At 34.4% G+C, this 21,531-nt stretch carries 18 protein-coding genes; 15 read left to right on the top strand and 3 right to left on the bottom strand.

The genetic code is table 11. From position 1 onward, the window contains the following. Nucleotides 1-12 precede the first annotated feature (12 nt). Complete coding sequence (locus EG814_RS15455) at nt 13-894, top strand: LysR family transcriptional regulator (protein WP_125722802.1); 882 nt, start codon at nt 13-15, stop codon at nt 892-894. 337 nt (nt 895-1,231) lie between these two features. Beyond that, nucleotides 1,232-2,521, top strand: a complete 1,290-nt coding sequence (locus EG814_RS15450; protein WP_125722801.1) for a DUF2130 domain-containing protein — start codon at nt 1,232-1,234, stop codon at nt 2,519-2,521. A gap of 128 nt (nt 2,522-2,649) precedes the next feature. On the opposite strand, the gene EG814_RS15445 is transcribed toward EG814_RS15450, so the two are convergent. Then, nucleotides 2,650-3,081, bottom strand: coding sequence for an META domain-containing protein (locus EG814_RS15445; RefSeq protein ID WP_125722800.1), 432 nt, complete (start codon nt 3,079-3,081; stop codon nt 2,650-2,652). Between the two features lie 109 nt (nt 3,082-3,190). Beyond that, complete coding sequence (locus EG814_RS15440) at nt 3,191-3,964, bottom strand: META domain-containing protein (RefSeq protein ID WP_125722799.1); 774 nt, start codon at nt 3,962-3,964, stop codon at nt 3,191-3,193. A gap of 269 nt (nt 3,965-4,233) precedes the next feature. Here EG814_RS15440 and nirB point away from each other — a divergent pair, with 269 nt between their 5' ends. The 12 genes from nirB to EG814_RS21045 all read left to right on the top strand — a co-directional run bounded on the left by nirB (nt 4,234) and on the right by EG814_RS21045 (nt 16,651). Then, complete coding sequence (nirB, locus tag EG814_RS15435) at nt 4,234-6,747, top strand: nitrite reductase large subunit NirB (RefSeq protein WP_125722798.1); 2,514 nt, start codon at nt 4,234-4,236, stop codon at nt 6,745-6,747. A gap of 267 nt (nt 6,748-7,014) precedes the next feature. Further along, a complete protein-coding gene (nirD, locus tag EG814_RS15430) occupies nt 7,015-7,392 on the top strand; it encodes a nitrite reductase small subunit NirD (protein ID WP_125722797.1) in 378 nt (125 codons plus the stop codon). 266 nt (nt 7,393-7,658) lie between these two features. After that, nucleotides 7,659-8,243: a DUF4202 domain-containing protein gene (locus EG814_RS15425; protein WP_125722796.1), complete on the top strand. Its 585-nt coding sequence runs from the start codon at nt 7,659-7,661 to the stop codon at nt 8,241-8,243. A 10-nt stretch (nt 8,244-8,253) separates the two neighbouring features. After that, the gene (locus EG814_RS15420) at nt 8,254-10,065 is read left to right on the top strand and encodes a sensor histidine kinase (protein WP_125722795.1); all 1,812 of its coding nucleotides are present in this window, start codon (nt 8,254-8,256) and stop codon (nt 10,063-10,065) included. Nucleotides 10,066-10,342: 277 nt separating this feature from the next. Further along, complete coding sequence (locus EG814_RS15415; protein ID WP_125722794.1) at nt 10,343-11,002, top strand: response regulator transcription factor; 660 nt, start codon at nt 10,343-10,345, stop codon at nt 11,000-11,002. Between the two features lie 98 nt (nt 11,003-11,100). Then, nucleotides 11,101-12,585: an MFS transporter gene (locus tag EG814_RS15410; RefSeq protein ID WP_125722793.1), complete on the top strand. Its 1,485-nt coding sequence runs from the start codon at nt 11,101-11,103 to the stop codon at nt 12,583-12,585. A gap of 95 nt (nt 12,586-12,680) precedes the next feature. Further along, nucleotides 12,681-13,955 carry an alginate export family protein gene (locus EG814_RS15405; protein ID WP_125722792.1) on the top strand — a complete coding sequence of 425 codons (1,275 nt, stop codon included), beginning with the start codon at nt 12,681-12,683 and terminating at the stop codon, nt 13,953-13,955. Nucleotides 13,956-14,092: 137 nt separating this feature from the next. Then, the gene (locus tag EG814_RS15400) at nt 14,093-14,458 is read left to right on the top strand and encodes a hypothetical protein (RefSeq protein ID WP_125722791.1); all 366 of its coding nucleotides are present in this window, start codon (nt 14,093-14,095) and stop codon (nt 14,456-14,458) included. A gap of 141 nt (nt 14,459-14,599) precedes the next feature. Next, nucleotides 14,600-15,313, top strand: a complete 714-nt coding sequence (locus EG814_RS15395) for an exonuclease/endonuclease/phosphatase family protein (RefSeq protein ID WP_125722790.1) — start codon at nt 14,600-14,602, stop codon at nt 15,311-15,313. A 5-nt stretch (nt 15,314-15,318) separates the two neighbouring features. Next, nucleotides 15,319-15,942, top strand: a complete 624-nt coding sequence (locus EG814_RS15390) for a class I SAM-dependent methyltransferase (protein ID WP_125722789.1) — start codon at nt 15,319-15,321, stop codon at nt 15,940-15,942. A 12-nt stretch (nt 15,943-15,954) separates the two neighbouring features. Next, nucleotides 15,955-16,500: a transglycosylase domain-containing protein gene (locus EG814_RS15385; protein ID WP_125722788.1), complete on the top strand. Its 546-nt coding sequence runs from the start codon at nt 15,955-15,957 to the stop codon at nt 16,498-16,500. Beyond that, nucleotides 16,487-16,651 (top strand): hypothetical protein, encoded by a 165-nt coding sequence (locus EG814_RS21045; RefSeq protein WP_164515333.1) that lies wholly within the window; start codon nt 16,487-16,489, stop codon nt 16,649-16,651. The genes EG814_RS15385 and EG814_RS21045 overlap by 14 nt, the downstream gene beginning before the upstream one ends. A gap of 68 nt (nt 16,652-16,719) precedes the next feature. On the opposite strand, the gene EG814_RS15380 is transcribed toward EG814_RS21045, so the two are convergent. Next, nucleotides 16,720-17,424 (bottom strand): Crp/Fnr family transcriptional regulator, encoded by a 705-nt coding sequence (locus EG814_RS15380; RefSeq protein ID WP_125722787.1) that lies wholly within the window; start codon nt 17,422-17,424, stop codon nt 16,720-16,722. 176 nt (nt 17,425-17,600) lie between these two features. On the opposite strand from EG814_RS15380, the gene EG814_RS15375 reads away from it, so the two are divergent. Further along, on the top strand, nt 17,601-21,119 hold the full coding sequence (locus tag EG814_RS15375) for a nitrate reductase (RefSeq protein ID WP_125722786.1): 3,519 nt from the start codon (nt 17,601-17,603) through the stop codon (nt 21,117-21,119). The last annotated feature ends 412 nt before the right edge of the window (nt 21,120-21,531 follow it).

The following is a 21,531-nucleotide window of genomic DNA, read 5'->3' as shown; positions in this document are numbered from 1 at the left end:
TTTAAAAGTATCATGGAATTACGTCACCTAAAATATTTTCTGGCTGTAGCCGAAGAACTGAACTTCACCAAAGCCTCAGAAAAACTTTTTATTTCGCAACCGCCGTTAAGCCGACAAATAGCCGAATTGGAAGAAGAGCTTCAGGCAAAACTTTTCATTAGAAACAACAAAAAAGTAGAACTTACCGAAGCAGGGAAATATTTTGAAAAAGAAGTAAAAGCACTTTTTCAAAATCTAGAACACATTTCAGTAAAAACCAAAAAGATCGCAGAAAACGTTTCGGGCGAATTCAGAATCGCTTACATCAGTTCGATTTATTCTTCTGTTATTTCAGATTTGATCAAACATTTGAAGGCGCAGTTTCCGTATGTAAATTTCAAACTTTTCGAAATCTCAACCTCTAAACAAATCGATGCTTTAGAACAAGGAAAAATCGAAATGGGAATTATCAGATCGCCCATTCATTCACCAAAAATTAAATCGCATTTATGGTTTAAAGATGGTTTTTCTTTAGTTTACAATAAAAAATCGGTTCAGATAAAATCTGAAAACGAGATTTTAAAATTGAAAGACGAAACTTTTGTTTTCTTTAATAAAGATTACGCTCCTCATTATCATGAAGTTTTATTAGAACTTTGTGCGTTTTATGGCTTTACGCCAAAAATCATTCATGAGGCGAATAATATCAATTCGATTGTACAATTGGTTAAAAATGGCTTAGGAATTTCGATTGTACCTTCGAATATTGCCCAAAATAATCCCGATTCGGAAATTGGATTTATAGAATTAAAAAGGGTAAATCTGTTTACAAATGTTTCTTTAATAACCTTAAAAGATGATCATTCAAAAATTACGCAATCTGCTGTTGCGTTTTTGTTGCCACAAAGACGCTAAGGCTCAAAGTGGTTCTTGCCTCAGATTAAAAAGATTTTAAGGATTTTTTTTACGCAGATTTAGCAAATTTCATTTTTAATAAATCGAATAAATCCTCTATTGATCTGCTTAAATCCTATAAAATCTTCGTGAAACAAAACTTTGCGTCTCCCCAACTTTGCAAATTAATCCATAAAATCCTTTTAATCTGTGGCATAAAAAAAAATAATGCCAATTCGTGAGATTCGTGGCTATAACAAAAATTCGTTACAATTTAGTACAGAAATCCACATTAGAAAAAGAGAACTTTTAAATATCTTAGCAAATTATAATTCTACAATAATACAATTCAATAAAAATGGCTGAGCAATCTTCAATTCAGTGTCCAAACTGCGGAACTCCTATCGATGTCAATGATGTTTTAAAACATCAGTTGGAAGATAGCATTCGTAAAGAATTTCAACAAAAAGCTAATGTTCAAAATAAGGAATTAGAACTTAAAAACGAACAATTGGAGAAAGCCAGATTGGAATTTGAAGCCAAAAAAAAACAGGAAAATGAACTTTTTGCTGAACGTTTGGAACGCGAGAAAAAAACGGCTGAAAAAGAAATTGGCGAAAAACTAAAAGCCAAACTCGAAGAAGAAAACAAAGACCGCTTGCTTTTGATGGAAAAAGAACTCTCTGAAAAATCAGAAAAAATCAGAGAATTGAATAAGATGGAAGGTGAAATCGCCAAATTACAACGCGAGAAACTGGAAATGAAAGAAGCGATTCAAGCCGAAGCCGAAAAGCAGTTGAATGCACAACTGGCTTTGGAACGCGAAAAAATTAGAAAACAGGAAGACGATAAAAACGAGCTGAAATTTAAAGAACTTCAGAAACAGCTTGAAGAGCAAAAAAAGCTAACGGAAGAAATGAAACGCAAGCAAGAACAAGGTTCTATGCAGCTACAAGGCGAAGTAATGGAATTGGCTATTGAAGAATGGCTGGCGAATAATTTTCCATTAGATAGCATTGACGAGGTTAAAAAAGGTGCCAATGGTGCAGATTGTCTTCAGATTGTAAATACACGCGAACACCAAAACTGCGGTTCTATTTATTACGAAAGCAAAAGAACAAAAGCATTTCAGCCTTCTTGGATTGAGAAGTTCAAAAACGATATTAGAACCAAAAGAGCCAATATTGGGGTTTTGGTTACTGAAGTTATGCCTGCCGGAATGGAACGTATGGGAATGCGCGACGGAATCTGGATTTGTACTTATGAAGAATTTAAAGGATTGAGTGCTGTTTTACGTCAGTCGTTAATTCAGATTAATCAGGCCGTTCAGGCACAGGAAAATAAAGGGGACAAAATGTCTATGTTGTATGATTTCCTTACAAGCAACGAATTCCGTTTGCAGATTGAAGGTATTGTAGAAGGTTTTACTCAAATGCAAAACGATCTAGAATCTGAAAAAAGAGCAATGCAGCGAATCTGGAAACAACGCGAAAAACAAATCGAAAAAGTGGTTCATAATACTTTAGGAATGTATGGTTCTATTCGAGGAATTGCCGGAAATGCGGTTCAGAGCGTAAAAGCTTTGGAACTGGATTTTATTGAAAGTGATGATGAAGAGAATGAGGAACCTAAGGAATTGTTTGAATAACCATTTGATCTTATCATTTCTCCTTCGTCGAAATGACAAAAAAAAGAAAACTGAGGTAATAAAACAAAAAAATGGGATCATAAGATCCCATTTTTATTACAATTTTTTTTAAATAACCTTTTGAACAATTATCCTTTTTTGAAAGACATTGTCAATCCAAACTGATTAGAAAGGAAAAGCTTATTATTTTCAATAGAGTAACCAGAAGTGGTTCTCAATAATTGAATAAATTCAGCTTCTTTTTTTGCATCACATTTTTTAGTTTCCGAAGTAATATTCTGAAACTGAAGTTTTCCAGCGCCTGATGAAAGCAAATTTCCTTTAATTGCATTACATCCTGTAGTACCAGAAAAACTTGATGAAGTCATTTCTACCTTAGGCGAACTTGAAAAATCTTTTTCTGTAATCACTTTCCCGTTTAAATTCTCTAAAATCCAAGTTTGCTGTAATTTCTTTTCTGCCGAATTTTCGCTAACAGTAGCTGTCGAATTTGTCCCCTTGCCTGATTTGCAGCTATATGCTAATGATACTGCAATAAACAACATTAAAATCTTTTTCATGTAAAATAAATAATATAAGTTTTATTTTACAAAAATATCTCAAGGGCAATGCGCTACAGGCTACTAGAAGCCAAATTTAAGCCATAATAAGACATATTAAAAGGTAGAATTAATCGACTTTCTTAAAAACAATCAATCTACTTGATGGATTAGAAAGTATCAATTGATTGTTCTCCAAACTATAAGTTGTACTGCTTTGCAATGCCTTCAAAAATTCACCTTCTTTATTTCCTTGCGGACAAGCCATTAAAGTCGAAACCACTTTGCTAAAACGCAGTAAATCTTTCTCGTAAAAAATTTGCCCTGTAATTGAATTACAGCCCCCGTATCCCATAAATCTATTTTCTGCTGAATTAATTTCGATTCTAGGCATTTCCTTCTGAAAATCAGTTGCAAAAACTTTATAGCCGTTTAATTCTTCCAGCACCCAAATATCATGCAAACGGTAATCGGTATAATATTTACCGCATCCGCTCAATTTTTGAGTGTCCAGCTCCGAATTATTTTTAATCTCCGCTTTAACACTATATGGAAAAATCGCGCCCGACATAGAATCCTGACATTCCAACTGCTGAATCGAAACCGTTGCAGTAGTTTTTTCGTTACTTAATTTATACATCTTCACATTCGCATCCATTGCTTTAATAGGCTCTGTATGAGAAAAAGTTATACTTTCTTTTCCAGGAATTAAAGATGTAAAAACAATTTGATCTCTGCCAATTTTAATTCCCCAAAACGGTTCATTTCCAGTGGCTTTAAAATAATATTGTAAATCTTCTTCTGTAGAAATTCCAGAAGAAGCTGTGTTAGAATCCTTGCCTGCTGTCGATTTACAGCTCGTTAGCACAACTAATAATAGCAAGATTGCGAATATATTTTTCATGAGGTTCCTATTTTAGAATATTCATTTCGACTAAAAAACATGTAAAATTCTTATGAATTTACAACATTTTTCTGAAATTCTTATTTAGAATGTATTCAAATTTGAATAAAACTTAAAATTCAAATTTCACAAAATCCCTTGTAAAATCAGAGACCTAGAACAAAATACGTAGTAAACATTCTTTTTGTTTCATTAAAAAATAAATTAAATACGTATTTTTATAAGTATAAATACTTATATTTGCGTAGTAATACTTAATTAAAGAAATCATGAGTAAAGTAATAGTAGTTGGAAACGGCATGGTTGGTTATAAATTTTGCGAAAAGTTTGCTGCAAAATCAGGACAGGAAAAGTATCAGGTTACCGTTTTTGGCGAAGAGCCAAGACGCGCCTATGACAGAGTACACTTAAGTGAATACTTTGGAGGAAAGACGGCAGACGATTTATCATTATCTACAACAGAATGGTACGCAGAAAACAATATTACTTTAAATACCTCAGAGTTAATTACAGATATTAATCGTGAAGCCAAAACAATACATACGCATCTTGGCAAGACATATACGTACGATTACTTAGTTTTAGCCACAGGTTCTTCTGCATTTGTTCCACCAATTGATGGTGTAGAAAAAGAAGGTGTCTTCGTATACAGAACTATTGAAGATCTGGACGCGATTATGGCTTATGCTAAAAAAATAAAACAAAAAGGCGCTACAGAAGCTGCTGTTTTAGGAGGCGGATTATTAGGTTTAGAAGCCGCAAAAGCGGTTCGCGATTTAGGATTGAATCCGCATGTGGTGGAATTTGCTCCGCGCTTGATGCCGAGACAATTGGATCAGGGAGCGAGTGATATGCTTCAGTCTAAAATTGAGGAATTAAATATCGGAATTCATCTTAATAAAGTAACACAATACATTGACGGAAAAGAATGTATCACCGGAATGATGTTCGCCAACGACGAATTACTTAAAGTTGACATGCTGGTGATTTCTGCCGGAATCAAACCCCGCGACGAACTGGCAAGAGTTTCTGGATTGGAAGTCGGCGTAAGAGGCGGAATCGTGGTCAACAATCAAATGCAAACATCAGATCCTTCCATTTTTGCTATTGGTGAAGCTGCGCTTTACAATCACAACATTTACGGGTTGGTTGCTCCAGGTTACGAAATGGCCGATGTAGCGGCGGAGCAAATCTTAAATGGCGACAAAACCATGAGAGAAACCATTGACATGTCGACTCAATTGAAATTAATTGGTGTAGAAGTAGCAAGTTTTGGCGACCCTTTTATTGAAAATAATGACGTAACCGCCATCATTTATGAAAATAAATTAAGTGGCGTTTATAAAAGAATCAATGTTACCAAAGACTCTAAAAAGCTTTTAGGAGGAATTTTAGTTGGTGATTCCAGCGATTACAATTCACTTTTTCAGATTTATATTAACGAAATGGCATTGCCCAAAAATCCGGAAGATTTGATTCTGGGTTCGCGCGATGGCTCTGAAGGTTCTTCTTTAGGAAGTGTTATGGATCTGCCGGATACTGCGGTAATCTGTTCTTGTGAAAATGTTACAAAAGGCGCAATCTGCTGTAAAATTTTAGACGAAAGTTGTGCAACTTTTTCAGATATTGTAAAAGAAACCAAAGCTACTTCAGGCTGTGGAGGCTGTAAACCAATGGTTTCAGATTTAGTAAAAGCGGCTCAAAAATCTTTAGGAAAAGAAGTAAAAGAAGTTATTTGTGAGCATTTCAGCTATACGCGTCAAGAATTATTTGATTTGGTAAAAATCAATAAATACGAAAACTTTTATGATGTTCTCGATCATCACGGAAAAGGCGACGGATGCGAAGTCTGCAAACCAGTTATCGCTTCTATTTTCTCGAGTATTTACAATGACACCGCAAATAAACATGTAACTACTCAAGATACAAACGATAGATTTTTGGCTAATATTCAAAGAAACGGAACCTACTCTGTGGTTCCAAGAGTAGCGGGAGGCGAAATCACTGCTGAGAAACTAATTGTAATTGGCGAAGTAGCCAAACAGTTCGATTTATACACCAAAATTACTGGAGCACAAAGAGTCGATTTATTCGGAGCACATCTGAGCGATTTGCCAAAAATCTGGAAAATCTTAATCGAAAATGGTTTTGAGAGCGGTCACGCTTACGGAAAATCACTTCGTGCCGTAAAAAGCTGTGTCGGAAATGCTTGGTGCCGTTACGGAATGGACGACAGCGCTGGATTTGCCATCGAACTTGAAAACCGTTATAAAGGAATCCGTTCGCCGCATAAATTAAAAGGCGGCGTTTCGGCCTGCATTCGCGAATGCGCAGAAGCCCGAGGAAAAGATTTCGGTCTTATCGCAGTTGAAGGCGGATGGAATTTATACATCGCAGGAAACGGTGGTGCAAATCCAAAACACGCGGTATTATTAGCCGAAAAGATCGACAAAGAAACTGTAATAAAATATATGGACCGTTTCTTAATGTATTACATAAGAACTGCAGGTCCGCTGATTCGAACTTCAACTTGGTTAGAAAAACTAGACGGAGGTTTAGAATATCTAAAGGAAGTAATCATAGAAGACAGCTTAGGAATCTGCGAAACGCTAGAAGCAGAAATGCAGACAATGGTAAATACCTTCGAATGCGAATGGAAACAAGTGCTCGAAAAACCAAGATTATTGAAACGTTTCAATCATTTTGTGAACTCAGACGAAAAAGACGACAATGCTGTTTTTGTTCCGTTAAGAGATCAAAAAGCGCCAAAAGCCTGGTCTTAGAAAAGAATAATCTCGCAAAGACGCAAAGTCGCAAAGCTAATTGCAAAGCTTAAGAAAAAAAAACTTTGCGCCCTTGCGTCTTTGCGAGATTAAAAAGACATAGAATAGAAAAAAAACTTTGCGCATTTGTAGCAAAAACAATAAGCTCAAAAAAAAAAAATAAATTAAACGTTTGCTGTCCTTCTTACCCTCTTTTTTACTGCGCCATCATAACTCTCATGATTGTAAAAAGAGGGCTAAGAAACAGGAAATAAAACAAAAAATATTATGGAAGAAATTTTAAACTTATACGAAACAGTGCACGCAAGCGATGCTACCATTTGGTTCAAAGCGGGTAAAGTAGAAGATTTTCCAACCAACCGAGGCGGATGCATTAAATACAAAAACAAACAGATTGCGATTTTCAATTTTGCACGCCGTAACGCATGGTACGCGTGCCAAAACGCCTGTCCTCACAAAATGGAAATGGTGCTTTCAAGAGGAATGACGGGCTCTGCAGACGAGATTCCAAAAATTGCTTGCCCAATGCACAAAAAAACTTTTTCTCTTGTTGACGGCTCAAATTTAAACGGCGACGATTACCAAATTGCAACTTATCCTGTAAAGATTGTGGAGGACGAAGTTTTTGTTGGCTTTGCGGATTAGTTTAATCACAATCGATAAGGATTAAAAAGTCTCCCGCAGATTTAGCAGATAATGCAGATTATTTTTCAAAATCTGTGTAAATCTTTACTCACTTAAAAAATCTGCATTATCTGCTAAATCTGCGGGAGAAAAAATAATTCGTGAATTCGTGGCGGAAAAATCCTTTTAATCTACATAATCTGTGGCAAAAAAACATTCATCCGCAAATTCGTGGCAGAAAAAAATTCATAATTCCGTATCTTTGAAATCTATTACTAAACCAAAAAATGACAACACCTTTCCAAAAAGCAAGCGAATGGATTGATGCTGAAAATGCGCAAGATCCAAATATCGAAATCGATCAAAACAAAGAATATCCCAAAGAATTACTGTATTCCAACAGGATGTACGAAAAACTGATGCATTTTGAACCAAACGCTTCAGAAGAAGTTCAGCTTGCTTCAAAGGCACAGCACATCTGTCGATGGAAAGTAGCGCGCGAATCTTACCCGATGGATCGCGTTGGATATTTAAAATGGAGAGAAGAATTAAAAAAATTCCACGCCAAAACTACCGCTGAAATTCTTGAAAAAGCAGGTTACGATCAAACTTTTATAGATCGCGTTTCTTTCTTAATTGAAAAAAAACTGCTCAAAAAAGACGCCGAAACCCAATTGCTTGAAGATGTAATCTGTTTGGTGTTTTTAGATTATTATTTAGAACCTTTCGTACAAAAACATGATGAAGAAAAATTAAAAAACATCATTAAAAAAACCTGGGATAAAATGTCGGAGAAAGGACATGCCGAAGCGCTAAAAATCAACTATTCTGAAGAAAATTTAAACCTTATAAAAGCTTCTTTAGGGTTGTAAAAAGATTTAAATGAAAAAAAGCAATCAGGAAGCTGCAGAAAAAATCACTTTCAAAAATTTACGACGACTGTATTTTTTTGCGCTTCTTACTATTGCCTTAACCATAATTATCAGTCAATTTTTGGTTCAATATAATTTGAATCAGCAATTGAGTGATTCCAAAATCATAAACTTTTCGGGAAAACAAAGAATGTTAAGTCAGAAAATCGTCAAAGAAGTTCTGATTTTACATTACGTTTCTGAAACCGCGACAGCAAATCAAATATCGCATTTAAAAGAGGTTTTAGATCTTTGGAAAAAAAACCAAAATGCATTGCAAAATGGAAATGACAGTTTGGCTTTTCCAAAAGAAAAATCTGCAACACTCTCTACTTTATATCTTGAAATCAATCCGATTTTCAATAAAATTGCGCAAACAACAGATTCTTTTCTGCTCAATCTACAACAGAAAAAATCAGCTGCCGAAAATCAAAAATTCGTTCAGACCATTTTAAAAAACGAAGGTCTTTTCCTTTCTAAAATGAACGAGATTGTAACACAATACGATCTCGAAGCGCACGAAAAAGTAACCGAACAGCGCCGAATAGAGTATTGGATTTTCGGTTTTACGTTATTGGTTTTACTTCTCGAATTCTTCTTTATCTTTAAGCCAACCAACAAGAAAATAGAACGGTTAATTGCCCAACTTTTATCCTCAGAAAAAAAAGCTTTAAAACTCGCATACGACACCGAAATTATCAGCGAAATCAAAGAAAATTCGGTAAAAGAACTTAAATCGCTCAATTATGCGATGGAAAATACATTGCTCTATTGCCGAATTGCGCCTGATGGCTCGATTATTCATATCGGAGAAAAGTTCGCAAAATTGCTTAATTACACCAAATTTTCATCCAACAAAAAATTCTCAGAAGTCTTAACGGAAGACGAAAAAGAACAGGTTAATTTTGATCGTCTTATTTTCGAAAAACAACGAAGCGGCTGGCAAGGCGAACTCAAAATAATCAACAAAGACGGAAAAGAAATCTGGCTCGATTTATCGATGGTTCCCGTTATGATCAAAAAAGACGAACTCGAACTTTTAATCGTATGTTTTGACATTACCGAGCGCAAAAAAGCCCAGCGCGAAGTAGAACGCTTAAACCTTGAAAATACAACCGAAAAAATCAATCAGCAAAAGATTATTTCAAGTAAAATTGTTGAAAATCAGGAAAACGAACAAAACCGAATCGCCAAAGAAATTCATGACGGAATTGGTCAAATGCTTACGGGATTAAAATTCAGTTTAGAAAGCATTAATCTGGACGACAGAGAAAAATCAGAACAAAAAATTGAGTATTTAAAAAAACTTTCTCTTGATATTATAAAAGGTGTACGCACGGCAACTTTCAACCTGATGCCTCCCGAATTAAGTGATCACGGAATCGTTTCGTCACTTTCAAAACTCACACAGGAACTTTCTAAATTAACCGGAAAAGAAATCCTTTTCTACAACAAAACCGATTTTGACAAGCGTTTAGATTCGTTAATAGAAATCAACATTTACCGTCTCACGCAAGAAGCGATTAACAATGCTATCAAATATGCCGAATCTTCGCATATTATAGTACAACTTTCTCACAGTGAAACACTTTTAAGTATAATAGTAGACGACAACGGTAAAGGTTTCGACGTCAATGCCGTCGACAAAAAACGCAACAGCGAATCTGGAATGGGACTTTTGTTCATGAAAGAAAGAATTCAATACATCAACGGCCGCGTCTTTATGAATTCCATCCCTGGCGAAGGAACGAGGATTACTTTTAATATTCCAATACTTAAGTAAAATTCCAATTTTTAAATTCCAAATTCCAATTGTACAACGTTTGTTAGGCTGAGCGTCCCGTCCCGAAGTTTCAGGATCGGGAGAAGCTCAGCCTGACAAAACTATGAGAAATTGGAATTTGGAATTTTAAAGTTTGGAATTTAAATTTCTAATGATTTTTTAATCTTGTAATTTGGAATTTAAAAAAAATGGAATTTATTTTTAAAAAAGTACGTATATTAGCGTCTTCGCTGTAGATGAATATACGTAAAAAAATAGATTAAAAAGTAAGTAAGCCATGAGTAATACCATAAGAGTTGTTTTAGCAGATGATCACGTTTTTGTAAGAGACGGAATCAAATCTTTACTAGAAAACGAAGCAAACATTGAGGTTGTCGGCGAAGCAATTGATGGTGCAGATGCGCTAGAAGTAGTTGCAGAAACCAAACCCGACTTACTTATAGTAGATATTCGTATGCCAAACTTAACTGGAATTGAGGTAGTAGAAAAACTTAGAAGCGAAAACAATAATGTAAAAATTATTATGCTTTCTATGCATGAGTCTGAAGAATACGTATTAAAATCCATTAAAGCTGGAGCTGACGGATACTTACTTAAAGGTTCAAGCAAAGAAGAATTCTTAAAAGCACTTCATGCTGTTTCTTCTGGGGGAAAATATTTCAGCGGTGACATTTCGTCTATTTTGATTAGCCAATTAACAAATTCTACTACATCATTAGAACCTAAACAAGCATTGGGCGAAGAAATGATGATTACCAAAAGAGAAAAAGAAATACTTACACTTTTATTATCTGGAAAAGGAAACAAAGAAATCGCCGAAGCATTAGAAATTAGTAAAAGAACTGCAGAAGTACACCGTTTCAATTTGATGAAAAAACTAAAAGTAAAAAACTTAATGGAACTTTCTAATAAAGCCACAGAATATTCTTTAATTTAAAAAAATACGTATAAATACGTAATTATTTTTCTAAAACTGCGTTTTAGCAGGTTTTAACTAAGTTATAGTACTTATTTTTACATAAAAATATAAGTGCTATGAAAAATACAAACTCACTATCGCAATCACACAAAATTTTATTTTTAAACACATTGGCTTTTACAGTGTGTTTTGCCTGCTGGACTTTAAACGGCGTTTTAGTAACCTTTTTGGTCGATAACGGAATTTTCAACTGGAGCGTAGTTCAGGTCGGATGGCTACTTGGCATTCCGATTTTAACAGGCTCGATCATGCGTCTGCCAATCGGAATCCTGACGGATAAATTTGGCGGAAAATATGTTTATTCTCTTTTGCTATTACTATGTTCAATTCCACTATTTCTCCTTCCCTACGCTGACAGCTTTGCTATGTTTGCTTTATTGAGTTTCTTATTCGGAATGGTAGGAACCAGTTTTGCAGTTGGAATTGGCTATACCTCAATCTGGTACCCGAAAGAATGGCAAGGCCGCGCACTCGGAATCTTCGGAATGGGAAATGCCGGAGCCGCTATTACAACATTCTTAGCTCCTTCTTTATTAAATCATTTTTCTGTAGCCGATCCGCAAAATGGCTGGAAAACGCTTCCTATTATTTATGCTGTTTCATTAGTAATAATCGGAATCGCCTTTTTAATTTTCGCCAAAAACAAAAAGATAGAAAGTAGCGGAAAAACAATTTCGCAAATGCTTACACCTTTAAAATCACAACGAGTTTGGCGTTTTGGTGCCTATTACTTTTTAGTATTTGGTTGTTTTGTTGCGTACTCACAATGGTTATTACCCAATTTCATGAACGTATATCAAACCAGTCTAGTAATGGGCGGATTATTTGCTACAATGTTCAGTTTGCCTTCTGGTGTAATTAGAGCTTTTGGAGGTTATTTGTCTGATAAATTTGGCGCCAGAAAAGTAATGTATTGGGTCTTGGGAACTTCAGTAATTTTAAGTGCTTTATTATCAATTCCTAAAATGGAAATTACGACTTCGGGCCCAGGAATATTGGCTGCAAAAAAAGGAGTTGTAAATCAAATAAATAGTCAAACCGTAAAAATAGGAGATAAAGAGTATCCAATTGCACAAAAAACCGCTACTACAAGCGAAAATGCAATTTTCCCCACTTCTACGAGCTGGCAGAATGTTGTAGTATCGCACAATCAAAGTGTTGCTAAAAAAGAATTAATTGCAAAAGGCATTACAGTAATAAAATTTGATGCAAATATGTGGGTATTCTTAGTTTTAGTAATTCTAATCGGAATCTCGTGGGGAATTGGGAAAGCCGCTGTTTACAAACATATCCCTGAATATTTTCCAAATGAAATTGGCGTTGTCGGTGGCATGGTCGGAATGATTGGCGGATTAGGAGGATTTTTTGGACCAATTATCTTCGGGTATTTATTAACTGCAACTGGAATTTGGTCAAGTTCATGGATTTTTATTTTAATATTCTCAACTTTTTGCTTAATTTGGATGCATTATGCTATAAAACAAATAATTAAGAATAAAGAAATTAAGTTAAGTAAGATAAAATTGGAGCCAGCTTATTAGAATCAGATTAAAAAAAAATTAAAAACATGACTAAAATCATGTTAAATGAAATCTTTTTCTTATAGTTTTACCTTCGATAAAAAACAAAAAATTTTATGAAAAAACTTAAACTAATTTTAATACTTATCGTAGGATTAAGTTTCGAAATCCAAGCACAGGAACTAGATGTTAATTTACAAATAAGGCCACGTTTTGAGTATAGAAACGGATTTAAACAACCGCTGAATTATGGTCAAGAAGGAACATCGCAAATTTCACAGCGTTCTCGCTTAGGCATTAATTACAAACAAGACGATTTTATTGTAAAACTGACTTTACAAAATACCAGAACTTGGGGTGATGTACCAACGACAGCTTCTGCAGATAAAAACGGAGTAGCAGTTTTTGAGGCTTGGGCACAATATAATTTTACTGAAAAATGGAGTGCCAGAATGGGACGTCAAGTGCTTTCTTATGATAATCAACGTATCCTTGGAGGATTGGATTGGGCACAACAAGGACAAAGCCACGATGCATTAACGGTGTCTTATCATGATAAAACTCAAAAGTTAGATTTCGGAGGCGCATACAATTCAGATGCAGAAAATCTTGCTCAAACCGCTTATACAGTACCTAATATGTATAAAAACATGCAATATGCTTGGTACCATAATCAATTTAGCGAAAATTTAGGTGCAAGCTTTTTAGTATTGAATACAGGTTACGAATTTACTCGTAATGCAAATACTCCCGAGAGTAAAATTCTGGTAAATTACAAACAAACTTTTGGATCTTACCTGACTTATAAAAAAGACAAATTAGATACTAGCTTTTGGCTGTATGGACAAACTGGAAAAAGTAACGATAAGCAAGTAAGCGCTTGGAATGCTGCGGCAAATTTAGGATACAACATAACAGAAGCTTTTAAAGTAGATTTAGGTTACGAATTTTTATCTGGAAAAACTTTAAATGAAGGAAGTACAGTAATCAAATCTTTTAATCCACTTTTTGGAACCAACCACGGATTTAACGGTTATATGGATTATTTTTATGTTGGAAATTACGCCAATAGCTATGGCTTACAGGATGCTTTTATCAAACTAAATTATAATGTAAACAAATGGCAGTTTGCTTTAATTCCGCATGTATTTTTAACTGCTGCTGATGTTGTTACGCCTGTAGATGAAAAATTAGATTCGTACTTAGGAACTGAGATCGATGCAACTTTTGGATATAATTTCAAGAAAAATATAACCGTAACTGGAGGTTATTCTCAAATGTTTGGATCTAAAACAATGGAATTTGTTAAAGGCGGAGATACCAGCCATACCAACAATTGGGCGTGGTTAATGATTTCTGTTGATCCGAAAATTTTTAGCTGGAAAAAATAAATTTTTCACAAAATTAACTTATAAATTTTACCCTTTTCCAAAATCGGAAAAGGGTATTTTTTTTGATGATATAATAATTTATTATATGATTTAATTATTTATATTTGAGCCGATTAAGAACCCCAAATTCTATCCTAATGAAACCATTTCTAAAATTATCTATGTTAACCTTTTTGGTTACCCAAACTGGTATTGCCCAAAAATTTAATGATGCCTTGATTTCAAAAGGCTCAGAAATAAATTTTGCGAAAACGCAAAAAAGAGGCATTAAAAAAAACAACATTGTTTACTATGTTGAAAATGATTTACAAACAATCTCTGCCTACAAAAGGAAGAAATTGAAATGGCAAACCAATGTCATTTCTGTTTGCGGAAAACCAAAAAATGGGCATCCTGAAATAAGATATGTTGGCTATAATTCTGACAAACTACTTATCGTTATGGGAAAACATCACTTTGCAGAAATTGACGTAAATAGTGGTTTGACAACATTAGTTGGCTAAAATTACAAAGCGATATTAATCAAATGATATTGCCCTTTTTCAGTTTTTGAAAAAGGGCTTTTTGTTATAAAATAGAACCTTTTAAAAATTTATAAATAGTATATTTGATTTCACTTATAATTATTTTTTTAATTAATAGGTATGAAACTCATCGCTTGGAATTGCAATATGGCCTTTAGAAAAAAAGCTTCTTTTATTCAAGCTTTTAATCCTGATATTGCCGTAATTTCTGAGTGTGAAAGTCCTGAAAAACTCAAATTTACGAGCAACACCAAATTACCATCAGATATTCTCTGGTACGGTACAAATGCGAATAAAGGACTTGGTATTTTTTCATACGGAGATTATCGTTTTAAATTAATGGATTGCCACAATCCTGATTTTAAAAATATTCTTCCAATAGCCGTAACAGGTGGAAAAATTGATTTTACCTTGTTTGCCATCTGGGCAAATAATCCAGGAGATAAAGACGGCGCTTATGTAACTCAAGTTTGGAAAGCAATAAATTTCTATGAAAATTTAATTAAAGAAACCAAAACCATTTTGATTGGGGATTTTAATAGCAATACCATTTGGGACAAACCACGAAGAGAAGGAAATCATACTACAGTCGTAAATAAATTGGGAGAAAAAAATATTATCAGCACTTATCATAGATACTTTAATCAAATTCAAGGCAAAGAAGAACATCCAACATGGTACTTATATAGACATGAAAATAAGCCCTATCATCTTGATTATTGTTTTGCTTCAAATGATTTTATTGAAACTTTAGAAAATGTCGAAATTGGGAGTTATCATGACTGGACAATGTACAGTGATCATAAACCTTTAATAATCAAATTCAATATATAAATACAATGAACAACACCTGGACTCAAAGATGGGACGATCGCTATAAAAGCGAAGAATTTGCGTACGGCACAGCACCCAACAATTTCCTAAAAGAACAAATCGAAAAACTAAATGCAGGCACTATTCTTTTTCCTGCTGAAGGCGAAGGACGAAATGCCATTTTTGCAGCAAAATTAGGCTGGCAAGTTTCGGCATTTGATATTAGCGAAGAAGGCAGAAATAAAGCACTTCTTCTCGCCAAAAACAATAATGTATCTATTGATTATCAGGTTGGAGAATTGAAAACTTTAGATTTTCATTCCGCACAATTTGATGCAATTGCTTTAATCTATGCGCATTTTCCCGCAACAATTAAATCTAAAATGCACAAAGAATTGGATAAACTTCTAAAGAAAGACGGCATTATCATTTTTGAAGCTTTCAGCAAAAAACATTTAGAATACCTAGCAATAAACGATAAAGTTGGCGGTCCAAAAGACATTGAATCATTATTTTCAATCGAAGAAATAAAAGCCGATTTTCCTGATTACGAAATCATCGAATTAGAAGAGACAGAAATCGAACTCAACGAAGGTTTATTTCATAATGGAACTGGTTCTGTGATTCGATTTGTGGGAAAGAAAAAGTAATATTTTTTATTTATGATCAAAAAATCAATTAGAATTTTTCTTGGCGTAATAATCCTTTTGGTATTGTTAATTCTTTATTTACTAAGTGATTTTAATCCTCTTTATCAAAATGAAGATTTTAGATTCATCACTAAAGAGGTCAAGAATTCTCAAAAAGAAAATTTAAATCATATCGTTGAGATTCATAATAAAATATATGAAAGAATCGAAGAAAATGATTGTCCATGTCAATTTGTTTCTAATAATATACCGACAAATTCCCATTCATCATTATTTAAAAAAGCTTTGTATCATTTCAAAATAAAAAAAGATTTTACTCACGAAGAATGTTTAAAATTCTTGTTATTACACTATGATTTTGGATATGATAATAAAGGGATTGAAAATGCGTCAAAGTTTTATTTCAAGAAAAACATTAATCAATTAAATAAGACGGAATTATTAAGTTTGATAGCCATGCTAAAAAATTCCGTTTTGTATAATCCGATAAGAAATAAGGAAAAGCTAAGAAATAGAGTTTTAGTTTTTGAAAAAATATTAGAAAATGAAAAGCATTAAAAAGACAATAAATATAACGGAAGCAAAATTTAGAAGTACAGAAAAAACAATTTCAATTGAAGAGTTAAATAAAAGAATAACTAAATCTGAAGAAGATTTCAAAAATGGAAGATATAAAACAACTTCACAGCTTTTAAAAAAATACAAATAAGAAAATTTTAAAAATATAATAATCAAACCCCTTTTCCATTTGCCCTTTTAAACCTCTACCTCTAAAAATCAAAAATACTTATGCTCCATAATTTCAGATCGTAATTCTGAAATTCCCAGAATCCCAACGCGCTTACCTTCCGTTTTAATCAAAGCTTCTTTTTTAAGACTTGATAAAATACGAATCGCTTGTTCTTCTGTAGTTCCCGCAAAGTCGGCAATTTCCTTTCGCGAAAGCTCAATATCGATTAAACCATTTACTTGTCCAAATTTGCGATGAATGTAAAGTAATAAGTCTATCACACGTTCGCGAACATTCATATGGGCGATCTTGCGGATATTATTTTCACTTTTGTTTAATTCTTCAGCATAAAATAACATCAACGCATATGTAAATTCAGGAATCTGCTGTAGAATTTCCAGCATAATTTCGTTGCTAAAATTGCACAAAACAGTATCTTCCAGAGCATATGCCCCAATTAAATACCGTTTACTGGTTCCAAATCCGCGAAAACCTATGATATCGCCATTTTTTGTCAAACGCACTATTTGTTCACGACCGTTAATTCCTGTTTTAACCGTTTTTGCTTTTCCTTTACAAATAAAATAAAGTCCGTTAAGAGGTGCTCCTTCTGTAATAAAACGATGTGTTTTTTTGCAGGTAATATTTTGTTTTTTAGAAATATAACTTGTCATCTTCTCTAAATGCAGATGCTTCTTAATAAAACAATTTTCGTTGGTACAGGAATAACAGATGGTTTGTTCTTCTTTCATGAGTTCTAATTTTAGCACATTAAAAACTAAGTTGTTGTTCCTCATTTATTTTCATCAAAAATAAAAAAATAAATTCAAAAAATACGTATTAATACGTAAAAATACTTATTTTTGCGTAAGTACTTTTCTAAAGTCAGACCATTCAATAAAAGTAGTATCACAAAATAGAACACGAAATGCAAACTACGAAGATCAAAACTACCTGTTCCTACTGTGGCGTTGGCTGTGGTATAATAGTAACCAACGATGCTAAAAACGGTGTAATGGTCGAAGGCGACAAAGATCATCCTGTAAATAAGGGAATGTTGTGTTCTAAAGGAATGAACCTACACTACGTAGTTAACGACACTTCTGATAGGATTTTATATCCTGAAATGCGAGGAAGTAAATCTTATCCGCTGGAACGCGTAAGCTGGGACACAGCTCTAGACCGCGCCGCAGCTGTTTTTGCTTCAATAATTAAAAAGCACGGTCCAGACAGCGTTGGTTTTTATATTTCGGGTCAATGTTTAACGGAAGAATATTATTTAGTCAACAAACTGGTTAAAGGGTTTTTGAAAACCAACAATATCGATACCAATTCCAGACTTTGCATGAGTTCTGCAGTAGTAGGATACAAAAAGACTTTTGGAGAAGATTCTGTCCCAATTGCTTACGATGATATTGAATTGGCAGATACTTTTCTAATTACAGGAGCAAATCCTGCATGGTGCCACCCTATTCTATTCAGAAGACTTGAAAAACACAAAGAAAAAAATCCGAAGACAAAAATCATTTGTATAGATCCGAGACGAACAGACACAGCTGCTTTTACCGATTTACACTTACAGATTATTCCTGGCTCAGACATTATTCTCTATCATGCCATTGCCAAACGAATTATAGAAAAAGGATATGTAGATCATGATTTTGTGAAAAATAATGCCGAAAACTTTAAACAATATAAAGATTTAGTTTTAGGAACTTCGCTTGAAAAAGCCTCTAAACTTTGCGGTATTTCTGTTCCTGACATCAAACTTGCCGCCGACCTTATCGGAAAAGCAAAAGGATTTATTTCGCTTTGGGCAATGGGATTGAATCAAAGTGCTGTTGGTGTTGATAAAAATACGGCTTTACTGAATTTATCTCTATTAACGGGACAAATTGGAAAACCAGGTTCAGGGCCATTTTCTTTAACGGGTCAGCCCAACGCTATGGGCGGACGTGAAGTTGGTGGCATGGCAACACTTCTAGCTGCGCATAAAGACATTGCCAATCCTGCACATCGCAAAGAAGTGGCCGATTTCTGGGGCGTAGACGCCATTTCTGACAAACCCGGCTTAACCGCTACAGAAATGTTCGAAGCCTTAGAATCTGGAAAAATGAAAGCCGTTTGGATTATCTGCACTAATCCGTTAGTTAGTTTACCCGATTCACGTCGTGTGGAAAAAGCGCTTCAAAATGCCAAATTCGTAGTTGTTCAGGATATTTCGCATAATGCTGATACAGCAAAATTTGCCGATTTATTATTACCTGCCGCAGGATGGCTGGAAAAAGAAGGAACGATGACCAATTCGGAACGCCGTATTTCTTATTTGCCAAAGGGAATAAATGCCCCAGGAGAAGCTTTGCCAGATATTGAAATTTTAATTCGCTTTGCTAAGAAAATGAATTTCAACGGATTCAATTTCAACAGTGCCGAAGAAATCTACAAAGAACATTGCGCGCTTACTAAAAATACCAATATTGACATTTCTTTTTTAAACTATAATCGTTTAAAAAACGAAGGCACTTTCCAATGGCCAGTTCCAGATTATAATCATCCCGGAACGCCGAGATTGTTCACCGATAAAAAATTCTATACACCTTCAGGAAAAGCGATTTTTAATCTTCCTGTTTCTATAGAAAACACATCGGTTCAGCCCAATGCCGAATTTCCTTTTATACTAACAACAGGAAGAATTCGCGATCAGTGGCATACGATGACAAAAACCGGAAAAGTATCACGATTATTAACCCATATTCCGAGTCCAGTTTTAGAAATCAATCCGATTGATGCTTTTAAAAATGACATTAAAAACGGTGATATCGTAGTCGTTTCCAGCAAAAATGGTGAAGTCCGTGTTAAAGCAAAAGTTACAGATACTATAAAAGAAAAGGTACTTTTCCTGCCCATGCATTGGGGAAAACAACTCGAAAATGACTTAAACCGAACCAATAATTTAACGAATACTGTTGTCGATCCAATTTCAAAAGAACCCGATTTTAAGTTCACAACCGTTTCGATTAAAAAATATGTAAAACCGTTTCAAAAAATTGCAGTTGTCGGTGCGGGCGCAGCTTCTTTCCGATTTATTCAGAACTATCGAGAATTTAATTCTACAGACGAAATTATTGTTTTTTCTAATGAAATAAATCCGTTCTACAATCGTGTTTTACTTCCAGAATATATGACCGGCGAATTCAGCTGGGAACAATTACTAAAGGTAAAAGATGGTGAATCACTTCAAAAATTAAAAATAACAATGAAAGTAGGCGTTGCGATTAACAAAATCGACGCAGAACAAAAAATTGTTACAGACAGTAATGGCGAAAAACACACTTACGATTCTTTAATTTTGGCTACCGGAAGCCGTCCTTTTGTACCAGAAAATGCACAACTACACCTTCCAGGTCGTTTCACTGTTCGAAAAAAAGAAGATGCCGACCGATTAAAGAAACATTTAGATAATACAAATCTTCCGCCAGAAGAACAGCATGTGGTTATCATTGGAGGCGGTTTACTAGGCTTGGAATTGGCGGCCGCATTAAAACATAAAAAAGTAAAAACGACTATTATTCAGCGAGCGTCTCGTTTAATGGAACGTCAATTGGATCGAATTTCGAGTAAACTATTGGCTGAAGAAGTACAATTAAGAGATATTCAAATTTATTTTGATAATGAAGTCAGTACGGTTTTTGACACCGATAACCCAAATGAAATTGAAATTGCTTTAAAAAGTGGAAAAATTATTACGGCAAACGCAATTGTTTATACAATTGGAACGATTCCTAATATCGAAATTGCGCGCGAAAGCGGTTTAGCCTGCGGACGAGGCGTTAAAGTAAATCAGTATTTGCAAACTTCTAACCCTGATATTTTTGCTATTGGCGAAATAGCAGAATTCAACAATAAACTATTCGGAATCACTTCTGCTGCTGAAGAACAAGCCGATATTCTCGCCAATTTTCTAGCCGGAGATATCAGCAGCTATTACAAAGGTTCTATTTTAATGAATATTCTAAAACTAGAAGACATTAATTTGTGCAGCATTGGTGATATCGAAATCCCTGAAAATGATGATTCTTACGAAGAAATTGTTTTTACCGATTTAAAACAGCGCTATTATAAAAAATGCATTGTCAAAAATGATTTATTAGTGGGAGCTATTTTAATGGGAGATAAAAACGAGTTTGCCGAATTCAAAACCATGATCGAAAGCAAAATCGAATTATCCGACAAACGAAATACACTGCTCAGAGGAAGCTCAAATGCAAAACCGGTTTTAGGAAAACTGGTTTGTTCCTGCAGTCAAGTCGGAGCTGGAAATATTGAGGAAACGATTAAAAGCGGGGTTTGCGATTTTACCGATTTATGCAAAAATACAGGTGCCGGATTAGGCTGCGGAAGCTGTAAAACAGAAGTTAAAGAGATATTGGCGAAATGTAAAGTTTAGTTTCTTTTTGTTTCAAGTTTCAAGTTTCAAGTTTCAAGTTGTTGGAACGTGAAACCAACCTGAAACTTAAGACAACGAAATATCACCCTAAACGGAGTCGAAGGGCGCTCAGCTAGACAACTAAAAGAAATCTCGATATTAAAAACAAAGAAAGCCTTAAACTGGAGTAAAAATTTAACCGCAAAGCACGCAATGTTTTTGCTCTAAAATAAATTAATTGAAAAAAGCAAAGTTCGCAAAGCTTTGTATTGATAAAGCTTTGCGAACTTTATTTAAACATAAAACAAAAAAACTTAGCGCACTCCTATGTTTGTAATGTTGTTTTATAAGTTTTTACAATTTGTAAATTTACAGTATTAAAGTGAAAAGGGATGAGAGTACATTCGCGTCTAAATAGTTCAAAGAAACATAT

The organism is Flavobacterium ustbae, from assembly GCF_003946915.1.
GTDB lineage: Bacteria > Bacteroidota > Bacteroidia > Flavobacteriales > Flavobacteriaceae > Flavobacterium > Flavobacterium ustbae.
Note: the sequence above shows the minus strand (reverse complement) of the source record. Positions and strands in the feature narration are given on the sequence as shown.